Source organism: Alkaliphilus flagellatus (genome assembly GCF_018919215.1).
Taxonomy (GTDB): domain Bacteria; phylum Bacillota; class Clostridia; order Peptostreptococcales; family Natronincolaceae; genus Alkaliphilus_B; species Alkaliphilus_B flagellatus.
On the sequence record NZ_JAHLQK010000003.1, the window covers coordinates 379379 to 394320 of the forward strand.

The 14942-nt window shown below is 33.8% G+C and carries 15 protein-coding genes; all 15 read left to right on the forward strand.

The window, feature by feature from the left end:
- The first annotated feature begins 89 nt into the window (after positions 1–89).
- The 15 genes from KQI88_RS09360 to KQI88_RS18070 all read left to right on the forward strand — a co-directional run bounded on the left by KQI88_RS09360 (position 90) and on the right by KQI88_RS18070 (position 14912).
- On the forward strand, positions 90–1664 hold the full coding sequence (locus tag KQI88_RS09360; protein WP_216416599.1) for a PTS transporter subunit EIIC: 1575 nt from the start codon (positions 90–92) through the stop codon (positions 1662–1664).
- Positions 1664–2419, forward strand: a complete 756-nt coding sequence (locus KQI88_RS09365) for a MurR/RpiR family transcriptional regulator (protein WP_216416602.1) — start codon at positions 1664–1666, stop codon at positions 2417–2419. Before KQI88_RS09360 ends, KQI88_RS09365 begins: the two co-directional genes overlap by 1 nt.
- A gap of 4 nt (positions 2420–2423) precedes the next feature.
- The gene (locus tag KQI88_RS09370; protein WP_216416605.1) at positions 2424–3752 is read left to right on the forward strand and encodes a family 4 glycosyl hydrolase; all 1329 of its coding nucleotides are present in this window, start codon (positions 2424–2426) and stop codon (positions 3750–3752) included.
- Positions 3753–3764: 12 nt separating this feature from the next.
- On the forward strand, positions 3765–4958 hold the full coding sequence (locus tag KQI88_RS09375; RefSeq protein WP_216416608.1) for an N-acetylglucosamine-6-phosphate deacetylase: 1194 nt from the start codon (positions 3765–3767) through the stop codon (positions 4956–4958).
- A 74-nt stretch (positions 4959–5032) separates the two neighbouring features.
- Positions 5033–6202 (forward strand): NAD(P)-dependent malic enzyme, encoded by a 1170-nt coding sequence (locus KQI88_RS09380; RefSeq protein ID WP_216416611.1) that lies wholly within the window; start codon positions 5033–5035, stop codon positions 6200–6202.
- 86 nt (positions 6203–6288) lie between these two features.
- Complete coding sequence (locus tag KQI88_RS09385) at positions 6289–6816, forward strand: spore coat protein (RefSeq protein WP_216416614.1); 528 nt, start codon at positions 6289–6291, stop codon at positions 6814–6816.
- A 235-nt stretch (positions 6817–7051) separates the two neighbouring features.
- Complete coding sequence (potA, locus tag KQI88_RS09390; RefSeq protein ID WP_216416615.1) at positions 7052–8095, forward strand: spermidine/putrescine ABC transporter ATP-binding protein; 1044 nt, start codon at positions 7052–7054, stop codon at positions 8093–8095.
- A gap of 1 nt (position 8096) precedes the next feature.
- Complete coding sequence (locus tag KQI88_RS09395) at positions 8097–8918, forward strand: ABC transporter permease (RefSeq protein WP_216416616.1); 822 nt, start codon at positions 8097–8099, stop codon at positions 8916–8918.
- A complete protein-coding gene (locus tag KQI88_RS09400) occupies positions 8912–9700 on the forward strand; it encodes an ABC transporter permease (RefSeq protein WP_216416619.1) in 789 nt (262 codons plus the stop codon). The genes KQI88_RS09395 and KQI88_RS09400 overlap by 7 nt, the downstream gene beginning before the upstream one ends.
- Complete coding sequence (locus tag KQI88_RS09405) at positions 9697–10743, forward strand: ABC transporter substrate-binding protein (protein WP_216416623.1); 1047 nt, start codon at positions 9697–9699, stop codon at positions 10741–10743. The genes KQI88_RS09400 and KQI88_RS09405 overlap by 4 nt, the downstream gene beginning before the upstream one ends.
- Before the next feature lie 175 nt (positions 10744–10918).
- On the forward strand, positions 10919–11821 hold the full coding sequence (locus KQI88_RS09410; RefSeq protein ID WP_216416626.1) for a phosphatase PAP2 family protein: 903 nt from the start codon (positions 10919–10921) through the stop codon (positions 11819–11821).
- 54 nt (positions 11822–11875) lie between these two features.
- Complete coding sequence (locus KQI88_RS09415) at positions 11876–12388, forward strand: GAF domain-containing protein (RefSeq protein ID WP_216416629.1); 513 nt, start codon at positions 11876–11878, stop codon at positions 12386–12388.
- On the forward strand, positions 12375–12809 hold the full coding sequence (fabZ, locus tag KQI88_RS09420) for a 3-hydroxyacyl-ACP dehydratase FabZ (protein ID WP_216416632.1): 435 nt from the start codon (positions 12375–12377) through the stop codon (positions 12807–12809). The genes KQI88_RS09415 and fabZ overlap by 14 nt, the downstream gene beginning before the upstream one ends.
- A 99-nt stretch (positions 12810–12908) precedes the next feature.
- On the forward strand, positions 12909–14423 hold the full coding sequence (locus KQI88_RS09425) for a putative bifunctional diguanylate cyclase/phosphodiesterase (RefSeq protein WP_216416636.1): 1515 nt from the start codon (positions 12909–12911) through the stop codon (positions 14421–14423).
- Positions 14424–14486: 63 nt separating this feature from the next.
- A complete protein-coding gene (locus tag KQI88_RS18070; RefSeq protein WP_246579218.1) occupies positions 14487–14912 on the forward strand; it encodes a DUF1292 domain-containing protein in 426 nt (141 codons plus the stop codon).
- The last annotated feature ends 30 nt before the right edge of the window (positions 14913–14942 follow it).

Here is a 14942-nt window from a genome sequence, read left to right on the forward strand (position 1 = left end):
AGATAGCATATCTATTGCGTTTGAATAGCTATTATGAGAATATAATATTAAGATAGTTTCAAAATATTTTGATAAAAGAGGTGAAGGAATTGTCAAAACGCGGTAGATTTAGTGAAGAAATTCAACGGTTTGGTAGATCCTTACTACTTCCCATTGCTGTTATGGCACCGGTGGGAATGGTACTGGGATTGGCAGGGGCTTTAGTACAAGGTTATATGATTGAACGAGTTCCTATGCTAGGCAACCCTACTATTCAACTTATTTTAACTAGTTTAAGAGATATTTCGAATGTTATTTTTAGTAATATTCCTATCCTATTCGCCATGGGTGTAGCCTATGGAATGTCTAAGAAGGAAAAGGGTATAGCGGTATTTTCATCTATTGTATCTTATTTAATTTTAAATGCTACAATCAATATTTGGTTAAAGGCAACAGGTAATCTTGCACCAGCAGATCAAATGGCTCAATTGGGTCAAGGCATGGTGTTGGGAATCCAGACCTTAAGATTAGATGTACTTGGTGGTATTATAAGTGGGCTTGTAGGATCAATTCTAGCAGATAGATTCTATGACCTGGAATTGCCAGTAGCATTTGCTTTCTTTAGTGGTAAAAAATCTGTTCCAATAATCTCTATTGGGGTAACTATGGTTATCGGATTAATAATTCCATTCTTTTGGCAAATGCTAACTAACGCATTAATTTCAATGTCTTCTGTTATATTAAGTGGACCATTTGGAGTATTTTTAAATATAGTAATGGTTCGTCTTTTAATCCCATTCGGCCTTCATCACGTTTGGAGTGCTCTACTTAGATTTACACCAGCTGGAGGAACCTATGTAATTGCAGGTGAAACTTTTGTAGGTGTATTACCAGCTCTTAACAAGATTTTATTTGAGCTAGGTCCAACTCATGAAGCATGGGAGATGCTACCAGACTTAACTAGATTTATGGCGCAAAACCAAATGCTTGTAACATTATTTATCATTCCGGCAATAGGTCTTGCTATGTATAAGTCAGCATATGCTAAAAATAGGCCTTTTGTAAAGGGTATTATTATAACCATGGTACTTACTCCATTCCTAGGAAACGTAACAGAGCCTATGGAGTTCTCTTTCCTATTTATTGCTCCATTACTTTATGTACTTTATGTTGCATTAGCAGCTGGAGGAGCAGTTGTACTGTATCTACTAAAGACAGGTGTAGGATATATTAGAGGAACAATATTTGACTTTGCTATATTTGGTCTAATGTATGAAAATACTAAATGGTATAATCTTTTAATAGTAGGTATTCCACTATTCTTCATCACATACTTCCTATTTAGCTGGGCTATTAAAAAGTGGAACATTCCAACCCCAGGTCGTGAAGAAGATGAGGTAGAATATAACTCCTTATTAAAGGAAAAGCGATATGACGAGGTTGCTGCAATTGTAATTCAGTCAATAGGCGGAAGAGCAAATATACTAAACGTTGAAAACTGTGTTACTAGATTAAGGATAGATTTAAAGGATATGAAAACAGTAGATAAAGAAAAGTTAAAGACATCTGGAACTTCTGGGATATTCTTCCCTACAAAGAACCATATACACATTGTATTTGGTCCAAACGTAGAATTTGTTAAAAATGCCGTAGACCGTGAGCTACGGGGCGAGGTGGTTAAATAGTGAATCTAAGCAAATTGACAGAGAGATATTCGGAGCTTACTGGGCTTGAGAAAAAAATTATAGAGTATATAATGAATAATTCAGAAAAGGTAATTCATCTTACAGCTAATGAGGTAGCAGAAATATTATATGTCTCAAAAACCTCTGTTATTAATCTGTCTAAAAAGCTTGGTTTTGATGGTTATAGCGAACTTAGATACTATGTAAAAGATTATGTTCAAAACAAAAAGAAAAAGGAAGAGCTTCTATCCTTTGAAGATATACTAGGCAATATCCAAGATGAGGTAACTAAAACCTTAGCTCTACAAAGTGAGGAGAATATAAAGGTTATTGCAGAAAAAATAATAAATTCAAGGATAGTATATATAATTGCGAGGGGAGCTTCTAAACCTATTGCAGATCTCTTAAGCTCTAGATTAGCATTGCTTAGAGTGAAGTCTATATTTATTAGTGATCCTAATCTTATAGACGTGTTAGGAGAAGGACTCGACAAAGAGGAAACCCTTTTTGTTATGTCCCTATCTGGAGAAACAGAGAAAATATTAACTATAACTAAAGCTGCTAGGGCAAGAAGCATAGATGTTATTGCATTAACTTCTTTTTCTAGCAACTCATTACAAAAGTTAGCTAATTATAATATGTTTTGCTTTGCCGATGATACGGAAACAAAATATAACGATTTGATTTCAAGAATTGGCTTACACACACTAACCCATATTCTAATAACGTATATCGACATGCATGGAAAGGAGTAATATTATGAACCGTGAAAAACAAATAGTTACAATAGTTGGGTGTGGAAGTACAAGAACTCCTGCATTAATAGGAAGTCTAGTTAATTATAAAGAGAGGTTTCCCCTTAAAAAACTAATTTTATTCGATATTAGTAAAGAGCGTATAGATGCTCAAAAGGACTATATTAGATTAGTAATGGAAGAACATTGTCCAGAAGTGGAACTTCTATTTACAGATGATGAAGATAAGGCATATGTAGGTACAGACTATGTATTTTGTCAAATGCGAGCTGGAAACTTTGAAATGAGAAGTCATGACGAAAAAATTCCACTAAAACATGGTTTAGTAGGACAAGAGACCTGCGGACCAGGAGGCTTTGCCTATGGTATGAGGTCTATTACACCTATGGTAAATATGGTTAAGAAAATAAGAGAATATGCGCCTGAGGCTTGGATATTAAATTATACAAATCCAGCTGCTATAGTTGCTGTAGCATTAGACAAAGTATTCCCTGACGATAAAAAAATATTAAATATATGCGATCAGCCTTACTCAATGATCAAATCTTTTGCAAAGATATTAGATGTAGATATGTACGACATTGAGCCTAGATATTTTGGATTAAATCACTTTGGATGGTTTACAAAGCTTTACCATACACCAAGTGGAGAAGATTTACTTCCAAAGTTAAAGGATTATTTGACAAACCATGAATTTAAGCCATTTAATGCTGAGCAAAGAGATCCATCTTGGTTAGAAACCTACAAAAATGTTAATAGAATGATGGCTCATTTCCCAGAGTATTTACCTAACACATATTTACAATATTATTTCTTCTCAGACGAAATAGTAAGAGAGAGCAACCCTGAATTTACAAGGGCAGATGAGGCTAAAAAAGGTAGAGAAAAGCAAGTATTAGATATTTGTAAACAAGCTAGAGAACAAAATTCATTAGATGGATTACCGCTGCTTATTGGTCAAGTTCATGGAAACATGATGGTAGAGGTTGCAGAATCTATTGCTTATGATTTGAAAAAGGTATTTGTAGTTATGGTAAGAAACGAAGGCATTATTTCAAACCTACCTAAGGATGCTATAGTTGAATGTGCTGGAGAGCTTACTAAAAATGGAGCAGAAGCATATCCTTATGGCGAAGTAGATACCTTTTATAAGGGACTACTGGAAAACCAATATGCCTACGAGAAATTAACAGTGGAAGCGTGCTTAGAGGGAAATTATCAAAAAGCGATTCAGGCCTTAACTCTAAACAGGACCATAATAAATCCAAATAAGGCAAAGGCAGTACTAGATGATTTAATGGAAGTTAATGGTGAATATTGGAAATTAAAGTAAAGGAGTGATTGAATGTATTTATACTGTGAGAATATTTACACTCCAGAAGGTTTTCAAAAGGGCTATTTAGAAGTAGTAGATGGGAAAATAAAGGGTATTTATAATGAAGCTACATCAGATGATATAATCGATTATAGCGATAATGTTATTATACCTGGATTTATCGATATTCATCTTCATGGTTGGGCAACTGGGTCTTTTTGGTATGAAGGTACCAAGGAATCTATAGAAAATATGTCCAAGGAACTAGTAAAAGTAGGGGTTACATCTTACCTAGCTACTTCAGGGACAGATTCCATAGAGCAAATAAATAGGTATCTTGCTGAGGGGAAAAAGGCAGTAGATAATTGGAGTCCAGACAAGGGCGCACAGGCCTTAGGTTTTCATTTAGAAGGTCCATTTATAAACAAAGAGTATAAAGGTATGCAAAAAGAAGAGTACTGCTTAGATCCTTCTATAGAGCTATTAAAAGGCTTTTTTGAAAGTGCAGGCAAAGAAAATGTTAAATTAATTACCATGGCACCAGAACTACCAGGAGCTGAGGAATTTATTAAATATGTAAATAATGAAGGTATTCAAATTTCTATAGGCCATAGTGCAGCAGAGTTTGAAGATGTTGAAAGACTGAAGGACCTAGGTCTAGGTGGTTTCACACATACTTTTAGTGGCATGAGAGGATTTCACCATAGGAGGCTGGGTACCGCAGGTGCAGCTATGTATTTTGATGATATGTACGCAGAGTTTGGTAAGCAAACAGGTATGACTGTAAAGCCTGAAGCCTTTAAAATTGTTTACAGGCTAAAAGGCCCAGAAGGTATTATATTAAGCACAGATTGTACAGGTCTTGCTCATGTTACCGAGCCATTTCATCACTATATTCGTAAGTGTACATTTATTCCTGATGGGGACTATGTTAAACTAGTTTATGACGATGGAACAGAAGAGCGAATAAGTAAATCTGACTATGATAGCGTTAAGGACTTAGAACTTAGCTTTCTTGGTTCTGTTCGTAATGTAGTAAAAAATGTACAGGCATCTATTAGTGACATAGTAAAAATGGCTTCGGAAAATCCAGCAAAATATATTGGAGTATATGAAGCTAAGGGATCTATAGAGCCTGGTAAAGATGGAGATATTTTAGTAATTGATGATGAATGGAACCTACTTGATGCATATGTAGGAGGAGTAAAGCAAAATATTAAATAATGTAATTAATTAGGGCTGTATTGAGCTTTTGGCGCTTAATACAGCCCTATAATTGTAGAAATGAGGTTAGAGATATGGATGTAAAAGAGATGAGCCTAAAGCTTCACGAGGAGAAAGTTGGTAAGATTGAAGTAGCTTCAAAGATTAGAGTAGCAAACAATGAAGACTTAAGTTTAGCATATACTCCTGGAGTAGCTGAACCATGTAAAAAAATACATGAAAACAAGGAAAATGCATTTAAATATACCGCAAAAGGTAACTTGGTAGCTGTCGTGACTGATGGTACTGCTGTGTTGGGTTTGGGGGATATAGGCCCAGAAGCGGCCATGCCTGTAATGGAAGGTAAGTCCATATTATTTAAGGAATTTGCCAATGTAGATGCATTTCCAATTTGTCTTGATACAAAGAATGTAGATGAAATTGTTAATATTGTAAAAGCAATTTCCCCCACCTTTGGAGGCATTAACCTAGAGGACATTGGAGCACCAAGATGCTTCGAGATTGAAGAAAGACTTAGAAAAGAGCTAGATATACCTGTATTTCATGATGATCAGCATGGAACAGCTATTGTTGCTACTGCTGGACTTATTAATGCATTAAAAATAGTTAACAAAAGGCTTGATGATATAGTTGTTGTTATTAACGGAGCTGGGGCTGCAGGTGTTGCTATTACGAAGATGCTTAACAGTATGGGAGTTAAAGACATTCTGTTATGCGATAGACAGGGCATCATTTACTCAGGTCCACATAACAATATATATAAGGAAGCTATGGCTAGTATAACTAACAAAAATAAAAGACAGGGAAGCTTAGAAGATGCTATGGAGGAGGCTGATGTATTTATTGGTGTATCAGCACCAGATATAGTAACAAAGGATATGGTAAAGGCTATGAATGTAGATCCGATTATATTTGCCCTAGCTAATCCTATCCCTGAAATTATGCCCCATGTTGCAAAGGAAGCAGGAGCTAGTGTAATAGCTTCTGGCCGTTCAGATTTCCCTAATCAAATAAATAACGTTTTAGCCTTCCCAGGTATCTTTAGAGGAGCATTGAATGCAAGAGCAAAGGAAATTAATGAGGAAATGAAATTAGCAGCAGCCTATGCAATAGCAAATCTCGTTAATGATGATGAATTAAATGCTGAATATATTATACCGAATCCATTCGATAAAAGGGTTGCAGAAAGAGTTGCAAGTGCAGTAGAAGAAGCAGCTAGAAAAACTGGTGTGACAAGAAGATAAAAAGATGATAGACTTATTGCCTAAGAGAAAAAAGCATGAATAAAAAGTCTCCTATTAAGCAAACTACTTAGTAGGAGGTGTTTAATATGAATATAACATTAACACAAAAAGAAAGATTACTTTTGGAAGATCAAAAAAGCCATGAGGAATTGTGCATTAAAAAATATACTGATTATGCAAATAGAGCACAGGACCCTCAACTAAAACAAATGTTTGAAAAACATGCTCAGCACGAACAGCAACATTTAAACACAATTAATCAAATACTTAATGGACAGGTTCCAGCTATGAACAATCAACAAGGCCAGGGTAGTCAACAAGGTGGACAACAGGGTGGAATGCAAAATCAGCAACAGAGTGGTCAAGGAACGCAAAGTATTAAACAAATACAAAATGCATCCACATCTGGAAGCTACAATGAAAAAGATAAGGAATTTTGTGACGATCTACTGATGACAGAAAAATATGTCTCTGGTACATATGATATTACTATTTTTGAATGTGGAGACAATAACTTAAGACAAACACTTAACCATATTCAAAAAGAAGAGCAACAACATGGAGCGGATATATTTAACTATATGCAAAGTCACGGAATGTATACACCGCAATAAGAAAGAAGGGTTTAAACCCTTCTTTTTTATTGTATATGAAAGTATAAATCTTTTAATTAGTGAGAACTTTTTTAAACCAAAAAATCTGCTATAAAAAGGAATAATAATATTTTTTTAAAAATTACTAAAACCCATTGACATAGCATAGTGATTTTCATTATACTTATTTCTAGTAATAAAAGTTTACTAATTATAAACAAAAAGTTGATTATAAGTAATAAAGGGGGTATGACTGGTGAGCCAACATATCATTGATTTAAAAAATATCACTAAAGTTTATGACGGCGACACATTGGTTTTAGACAACATCAATCTTTATATTAGAAAAAATGAATTTTTAACGCTATTAGGTCCAAGTGGATGTGGTAAAACTACCACATTAAGAATTATTGGTGGTTTTGAATACCCAACGGCGGGTGATGTTTTTTTTGAAGGAAAAAGAATCAATGATCTACCTCCTTACAAAAGACAAATAAACACTGTATTTCAAAAATATGCTTTGTTCCCACATATGAGCATATTTGAAAATATTGCTTTTGGACTTAGAATAAAAAAAATCTCTGAGAAAGAAATTAAAATAAAAGTAGAAGAAATGCTACAGCTTGTAGGACTAAAAGGATTTGAAAAAAGAACTGTAGATTCTTTAAGTGGTGGACAACAACAGAGAATAGCTATAGCTAGAGCCTTGGTTAACGAACCAGAGGTCCTTCTATTAGATGAGCCTCTTGGTGCTTTAGACTTAAAACTTAGAAAAGAAATGCAAATAGAGCTTAAAAAGATGCAACAAAGAGTAGGTATTACCTTTGTTTATGTTACTCACGATCAAGAAGAAGCCCTTACTATGTCAGATACAATTGCTGTTATGAATGGTGGAAAGATTCAACAAATAGGGTCTCCAGAGGACATTTATAACGAGCCAAAGACAGCATTTATAGCTAACTTTATAGGTGAGAGTAATATTGTAGAAGGAACCATGATAAAAGACTATTTAGTTGAGTTTGCAAACCAAACCTTCGATTGTGTAGACAAGGGGTTTGAGGATAATGCAGATGTGGATGTTGTAGTAAGGCCAGAAGATATTGAGATAACTACTCCGGAAAAGGGTATGTTAAAGGGAAAAGTAATTTCTACAACATTTAAAGGTGTTCATTATGAAATGATAGTGGAGGAAAATGAAAGACAGTGGAAAATCCACGATACTATTATGGCGCCTATGGGAAGTCATATTGGTATGAACATGGCTCCAGACTTAATCCACATTATGAAAAGGAGTAGGTAGTATGAGGATAAAACAAAAAGCTGCGGCTTACCCTTATATAGGATGGTTATTAGTTTTTATAGTTGTTCCTCTAATTCTAGTTCTTTATTTTAGTTTAACATCTCAGGGTGGAGAATTTACTCTGGAAAACTATAGACGTTTTATGGACCCTGTTTATGGAAAAGTACTTTTACGTTCATTAAACTTAGCTCTTATATCTACAGTGTTTTGCTTAATATTAGGTTATCCTATGGCTATGATTATTGCTAGAACGGACATTTCTAAGCGAAACTTAATGGTTCTTCTTTTTGTACTACCTATGTGGATGAACTTTTTACTTAGAACATATGCTTGGATGACTTTACTAGGGAAAAATGGAGTTATTAATAATATATTACAAGCCCTTAATCTTCCTGCACTAAATCTTTTATATAATAATGGGGCTGTAGTTTTAGGTATGGTATATAATTTCCTTCCATTTATGATACTGCCTATATATTCTGTACTTAGCAAGATAGATAACACTTTAATAGAAGCAGCTAAGGATCTAGGGGCAAACGAGGTTACTGTATTTAGGAAGGTAATCTTTCCAATGAGTCTACCAGGGGTAGTATCTGGTATTACTATGGTTTTTATGCCAGCGGTTACAACCTTTGTTATTCCAAGACTTTTAGGCGGGGGACAGTATATGCTTATTGGAAACTTGGTAGAACAGCAGTTTACTTATGTATATGATTGGAACTTTGGTTCTGCTATATCTATAATAATGATGGTATTTATTTTAATAGCTATGGCAATTATGACTAAATACGACGATCAAAAAGAGGAGGGAGGATTATGGTAGGAAAATTTATTAAAAGGTTTTATACATTTTTAATATTTGTGTTCCTATATGCTCCCATAGTCACTTTGATTGCCTTTTCCTTTAACGAGTCCCGATCTAGAGGAAAATGGGGAGGATTTACTTTAAGATGGTACAAAGAGCTTCTCTATGATGCTCCTATAAAAAATGCATTTTACTATACTATGGTAATTGCACTATTATCAGCGGTTATTGCTACAATAATTGGAACTATAGCTGCGGTGGGTATTTATAATATGGGATTTTTAGGTAAGAAAGTGGTGCTTAACCTTAACTACTTGCCTGTTTTAAATCCCGATATTGTAACAGGTGTATCCTTAATGACATTGTTTATATTCATTAATTTAGAATTAGGATTTTTATCTATGCTACTTGCCCACATTACTTTTTGTATACCCTATGTAGTGTTGGCAGTTTTACCAAAGCTAAAGCAGTTGAATAAACATTTAGCGGAGGCAGCCATGGATTTAGGTGCAACACCATTTTATGCATTTCGTAAGGTTATTTTGCCAGAAATTATGCCAGGAATAGTTACAGGAGCATTAATGGCCTTTACACTTTCTATAGATGATTTTGTTATCAGCTTTTTTACAGCAGGTAAAGGGGTTACTAATCTTTCTATAGCTGTCTACTCTATGGCAAGAAGAGGAATTAACCCTAAAATAAATGCATTATCTACACTAATGTTTTTAGGAGTACTAGGTCTACTTTTAATTATTAACAAAAGAACTGTTGTTGAAAATAAAGGAGGAGTTAAAAAGTGAAAAGAAGATTTAAATTAGTTATTGCCTTCCTAGTTGTTTCTATGATGGCGGCTCTAGTAGTGGGTTGTTCTTCTAGTTCGAAGGAAACTTTAACTGTTTACAACTGGGGAGATTATATAGATGAGTCTGTATTGAAAGAATTTGAAAAAGAGTTTGGAGTAAGGGTAATATACGATACATTCTCTACTAACGAAGATATGTATGTAAAGCTTAAAGCTGGTGGAACTAGCTACGATGTAGCAATTCCATCGGACTATATGATAGAACGTATGATAAAGGAAGATATGCTAGAAAAAGTAGATATGACTAAAATTGATAACTATAAATATATTGATGATAAATTTAAAAACTTAGATTTTGATCCTAATAATGAATATTCAGTTCCATATATGTGGGGAACTGTAGGTGTACTTTACAATGAAGAAATTGTAAAAGAACCTGTAGATAGCTGGGATATATTATGGAATGAAAAATACAAAGGGCAAATTTTAATGATGGATAGCCAGAGAGATTCTATTGGAATTACCCTTAAAAAATTAGGTTTTCCTCTTAACTCCAGAGATACTAAGGAACTAGAATTAGCAAAGGAAGAGCTAATTAAGCAAAAACCACTAGTTATGGCCTATGTTGTGGATGAAGGAAAGGACATGATGATTGGTGGAGAGGCAGCACTTGCTGTAGCTTGGTCTGGAGATGCAGTATTTATGATGGAACAAAATGAAGATTTAAGATATGTTGTGCCAAAGGAAGGCAGTAATCTATGGTTTGATAATATGGTTATTCCTAAAGGTACAAAAAACAAGGAGTTAGCAGAAAAGTTTATTAATTTTATGACAAGACCAGAAATAAGCTTAAAAAATGTTGAGTATATTGGTTATTCAACACCTAACACAGGAACTGTAGAGCTTTTAGATGAAGAAGTTGCAAATGATGAAGTTGCTTATCCTTCTGATGAAGTTATAGAAAACTGTGAAATATTTTTAGATCCAAGTGACTTTTTAAAGGAATATGATCGTATTTGGACAGAGATTAAGGCATATTAATTTAATTAAAACCTTTAAAGAATAAATTCTTTAAAGGTTTTTTGTTGTATAATAAAGTATAAAGCTTTTAATTATTAGGATTTTTTATTTAATTTATAAAAATGTAGAGGAAAAGGAACATTAATTGTAGAACTATATGTTATAATCTGCTGAATACTACTTAGGAGGAATTTCTATGTCAGATGTTACATTTATTTTGTGGCTACAACAGTTTTCTAATGAATTGTTAGATAAGTTTTTTGTATTGACTACAATGATGGGAAATCCAGAATACTATATGATAATTATACCTTTTCTATATTGGTGTGTTAATAAGAAACAGGCTTTTCGATTTACAATGTTTTTCCTAATTAGCTCTTATACTAATTCGGTTATTAAAGGGTCAACAGGTAGATCAAGACCACCAGCAGATCAGGTTAGAATACTATATGGAGAGTCAACTGGTGGATCAACATCCTTTCCTAGTGGACATGCTCAAGGAACAGCGGCATTATGGCTATATGCCTCCTATTATTTTAAAAAAGCCTGGCTTACAATTCTTGCTATTATTATAATCGCTTTAGTATCTTTATCTAGACTATATTTAGGACTGCATTATCCTATAGACATAATAGTAGGTATAGCATTAGCTGCAATCATTCTTGTAATATATAACCTTCTATATGAGCCTATAGCTAATATTATAGGAAGTCTTCCATTTGTGCTTAGACTTATTATACCTTTTTTATTGATTCCAATATTATTGATGTTACCAGGACATGATAAGGGCATGGTTGTAGGTTTTTCTATAGGGCTTCTTTCTGGATATCAGTTACAAGAGAGATATTTATACTTTGATGAAAGTGGTTCCATTATAGAGCAAGTAATTAAGTTTATTCTTGGGATTGCAGGGCTATTTGGATTAAAAACAGGGCTAAAGATGTTATTCGCATCATCGGATATTATTCAAATATCTCCTTTAATAGCAGATGTTATTAGGTATACGGCCGTTGGTCTATGGGCAACCTATGGGGCACCTTGGGTTTTTGTTAAGCTAAGACTTTCTAAAAAAAATAGAAGATGGAAATATATATTTTAGTTATAATTATATAGATTATAAGAGTTTTAATATAAGGTTATAAGGAGATGGCAGATGGTTAATTTAAAAGGTATCGAGAAAATGAATGAAAAACAAAGATTAAATTATTTATTAATGCTATTAGAGGGGCAGTTAGATTCTGAAAAGGATGCACTAGCTAATATATCGAATGCTTCTGCCCTTATATATGCCATAATAGATGGATTAAACTGGGCTGGATTTTACTTTATGAAGGATGGGGAGCTAGTATTAGGACCTTTTCAAGGATTACCAGCTTGCAATAGAATAAAGTTAAATAGTGGAGTATGTGGATCTGCTGCAACTACTAGAAAAACTCAGCTAGTACCAAATGTCCACGAGTTTCCAGGGCATATTCCATGCGATAGTGCTTCAAATTCGGAGTTAGTTATTCCTATTATTAAGGATGATATTGTATATGGCGTTTTAGACTTAGATAGTCCAGAACTAAATAGATTTACGGAATTAGAAGCAAATTATTTTGAAAAGTTTGTTGAAAAACTTAATAAATACATTGACTGGAAGGAGCTTACATATGGAATTAAATAGTGTTGAAATACAAAATCTTATTCCACATAGATATCCTTTTTTATTAGTAGATAAGATTATCGAAATGGAGCCAGGAAAAAGTGCAGTAGGTATTAAAAATGTGAGTATAAATGAGCCGTTTTTTCAGGGCCATTTTCCGGGTCAGCCTATTATGCCAGGGGTTTTAATTGTAGAAGCCATGGCACAGGTAGCAGCAGTTACGTGTATGGGATCAGAAGAAAATAAAGGGAAACTAGGTGTTTTTACTGGAATAGATAATTGTAAATTTAGAAGGCAGGTAGTACCAGGGGATACAATTCGTATAGAAATTGAAATGACAGCTTTTAGGAGAGGTATTGGCAAGGCAGAGGCAAAAGCTTATGTAGAAGATCAATTAGCTTGTTCTGCAAATTTAACATTTGCATTAATTGATAGGAACTAGATTCTATTTTAAAGAGGATTTTGAACATAATTGTCGAACAAATATATATTGTAAACATACAATATTGATATTCTAATTTAATGGGATGGAGAGACAGCCATGGAACGCCTTCATAAAAGAGCATTGCTTGTTTTAGCGTTGGTATTATTAGGTGTAATAGTTAATTACTTAAGTATTCCCTTGCTTATTAAATCGGATTATGTTTTTGATAAAGCCCTTATACTTACAATTATTTATATAGCTGGTATTCTTTGTGGAGCAATTGCCATTAAAATTATCAATAATTATATTTCAGATGAAGATACTAAGGAAAGTATAGTATGCAATCATTATATGGAACAATTCAGCTTGCAAAATATGCTAACTAACCTTCCTAATAGAATAGCCTTAGAAAAAAGATTCGAATTAATATTAGAACAAACATGCGATAAAAACTTTAAAATTCTATTTATAGACGTTGACGGATTTAAAATTGTAAATGATACTTTAGGGCATGCAGTAGGCGATGAAGTATTAAAAAAAATTGCTAATAGGCTTAGAGAAATAATAGATGGACAAGGTGAACTATTCCATATTAGAGGGGATGAATTTGTTTTATTACTAAGTAAAAATGAATCGATAGAAGATATTTGCCATATGGCTAAAAGAATTATTAAATCTATGGCGATTCCTTTTGTTTTTAAAGAAAGAGAACTCCATCTAACTGTTAGTATCGGAATAGCTACCTACCCATGGGACGGATACAATGTTAATCTATTGCTACAAAGTGCTCATTTAGCAGTGCAAAGAGCTAAGGAAAGTGGAAAAAATAATTTTAAAGTATATGATCACAGTATGAACCTTAAAATGAATAAAAAATTGGATCTTATAAACAATCTACATAGAGCTGTGGAAAAAGAGGAATTTGTACTATATTATCAGCCACAAGTCAATAGCTTAACTGGTGAGGTTGTGGGACTAGAAGCGTTAATACGCTGGGAAAGTCCAGAAATGGGCATTATATCTCCCGCTGAATTTATCCCATTAGCAGAGGAAACGGGATTAATTATTGCCATAGGTGATTGGGTACTAAAAGCCGCTTGTACTCAAAATAAAGCTTGGCAAAACCTAGGTTATGCCTCTTTGCCTGTTTCTGTTAATATTTCAGCTCTACAGTTTCAAGAATCTTCTTTTGTAGATAAAGTGGTAAAAGTATTAAAGGATACTGAACTTGACCCTAGATGGCTACACTTAGAAATTACAGAAAGTATTGCTATTAAAGATACTGAATTAACTATAGATATATTGAATAGATTAAAGGATATAGGATTAAAAATAGCTTTAGATGATTTCGGTACAGGATTTTCATCACTAGGATACTTGAAGAAGTTTAAGATAAATGTTTTAAAGATAGATTCTTCATTTATACGAGATATAGGAGAAGAAGATGCTACAATTACTAAAACCATTATAGTATTAGGCAAGAGTCTAAACATGGAAGTTATTGCAGAAGGGGTAGAGACTAAGGAACAGTTTAATTATTTAAAGGAAGTAGGCTGCGATAAAGTACAGGGATATTTATTTAGTCGCCCAGTACCACCAGCTGAAATTGAAAAAATGTTATATATAGCATAGGAAATAGAAAATATGGTATATAATATATGATGAAGTAAAATCATTGTAAAGGAGAGTTTGAACATGACAAATCATAATCACGAGCATGAATGCTGCGGAGGTAATCACGATAACCATGAATGCTGCGGAGGCAATCATGATAATCATGAGTGTTGTGGAGGAAATCACGACCAGGACCATAACCATGGAGGATGCGGTTGCCAAGACCACGATCACCAAGAGTATCAAATGATACAGCTTAGCTTAGAGGATGGTAAAGAAGTTAGTGCTGCTGTTTTAGAAGTATTTGAATTAGATGGTAAAGAATATATTGCACTTCTACCAGTTGAAGAAGAGAATGTATTATTATATGAATTTAAAGAAAATGAAGAAGGTGTTGAGTTAATCAATATCGAATCTGATGAAGAATTCGATGCAGTATCCCAAGCCTTTTTAGAGCTAGTAGCCTTTGACGAAGAAGATGAAGAGGAATACGAGAACGAGGAATAGTATGTAAGGAAGGGTTTATAACCCTTCCTT

Bases quoted from the DNA above. Each gene is read 5' to 3' on its own strand.
- KQI88_RS09395 (WP_216416616.1), top strand. From the start codon at position 8,097: ATGAGGATAAAACAAAAAGCTGCGGCTTACCCTTATATAGGATGGTTA.
- KQI88_RS09410 (WP_216416626.1), top strand. From the start codon at position 10,919: ATGTCAGATGTTACATTTATTTTGTGGCTACAACAGTTTTCTAATGAA.
- KQI88_RS09400 (WP_216416619.1), top strand. From the start codon at position 8,912: ATGGTAGGAAAATTTATTAAAAGGTTTTATACATTTTTAATATTTGTG.
- KQI88_RS09415 (WP_216416629.1), top strand. From the start codon at position 11,876: ATGGTTAATTTAAAAGGTATCGAGAAAATGAATGAAAAACAAAGATTA.
- KQI88_RS09385 (WP_216416614.1), top strand. From the start codon at position 6,289: ATGAATATAACATTAACACAAAAAGAAAGATTACTTTTGGAAGATCAA.
- fabZ (WP_216416632.1), top strand. From the start codon at position 12,375: ATGGAATTAAATAGTGTTGAAATACAAAATCTTATTCCACATAGATAT.
- KQI88_RS09370 (WP_216416605.1), top strand. From the start codon at position 2,424: ATGAACCGTGAAAAACAAATAGTTACAATAGTTGGGTGTGGAAGTACA.
- KQI88_RS09375 (WP_216416608.1), top strand. From the start codon at position 3,765: ATGTATTTATACTGTGAGAATATTTACACTCCAGAAGGTTTTCAAAAG.
- KQI88_RS18070 (WP_246579218.1), top strand. From the start codon at position 14,487: ATGACAAATCATAATCACGAGCATGAATGCTGCGGAGGTAATCACGAT.
- KQI88_RS09425 (WP_216416636.1), top strand. From the start codon at position 12,909: ATGGAACGCCTTCATAAAAGAGCATTGCTTGTTTTAGCGTTGGTATTA.
- KQI88_RS09380 (WP_216416611.1), top strand. From the start codon at position 5,033: ATGGATGTAAAAGAGATGAGCCTAAAGCTTCACGAGGAGAAAGTTGGT.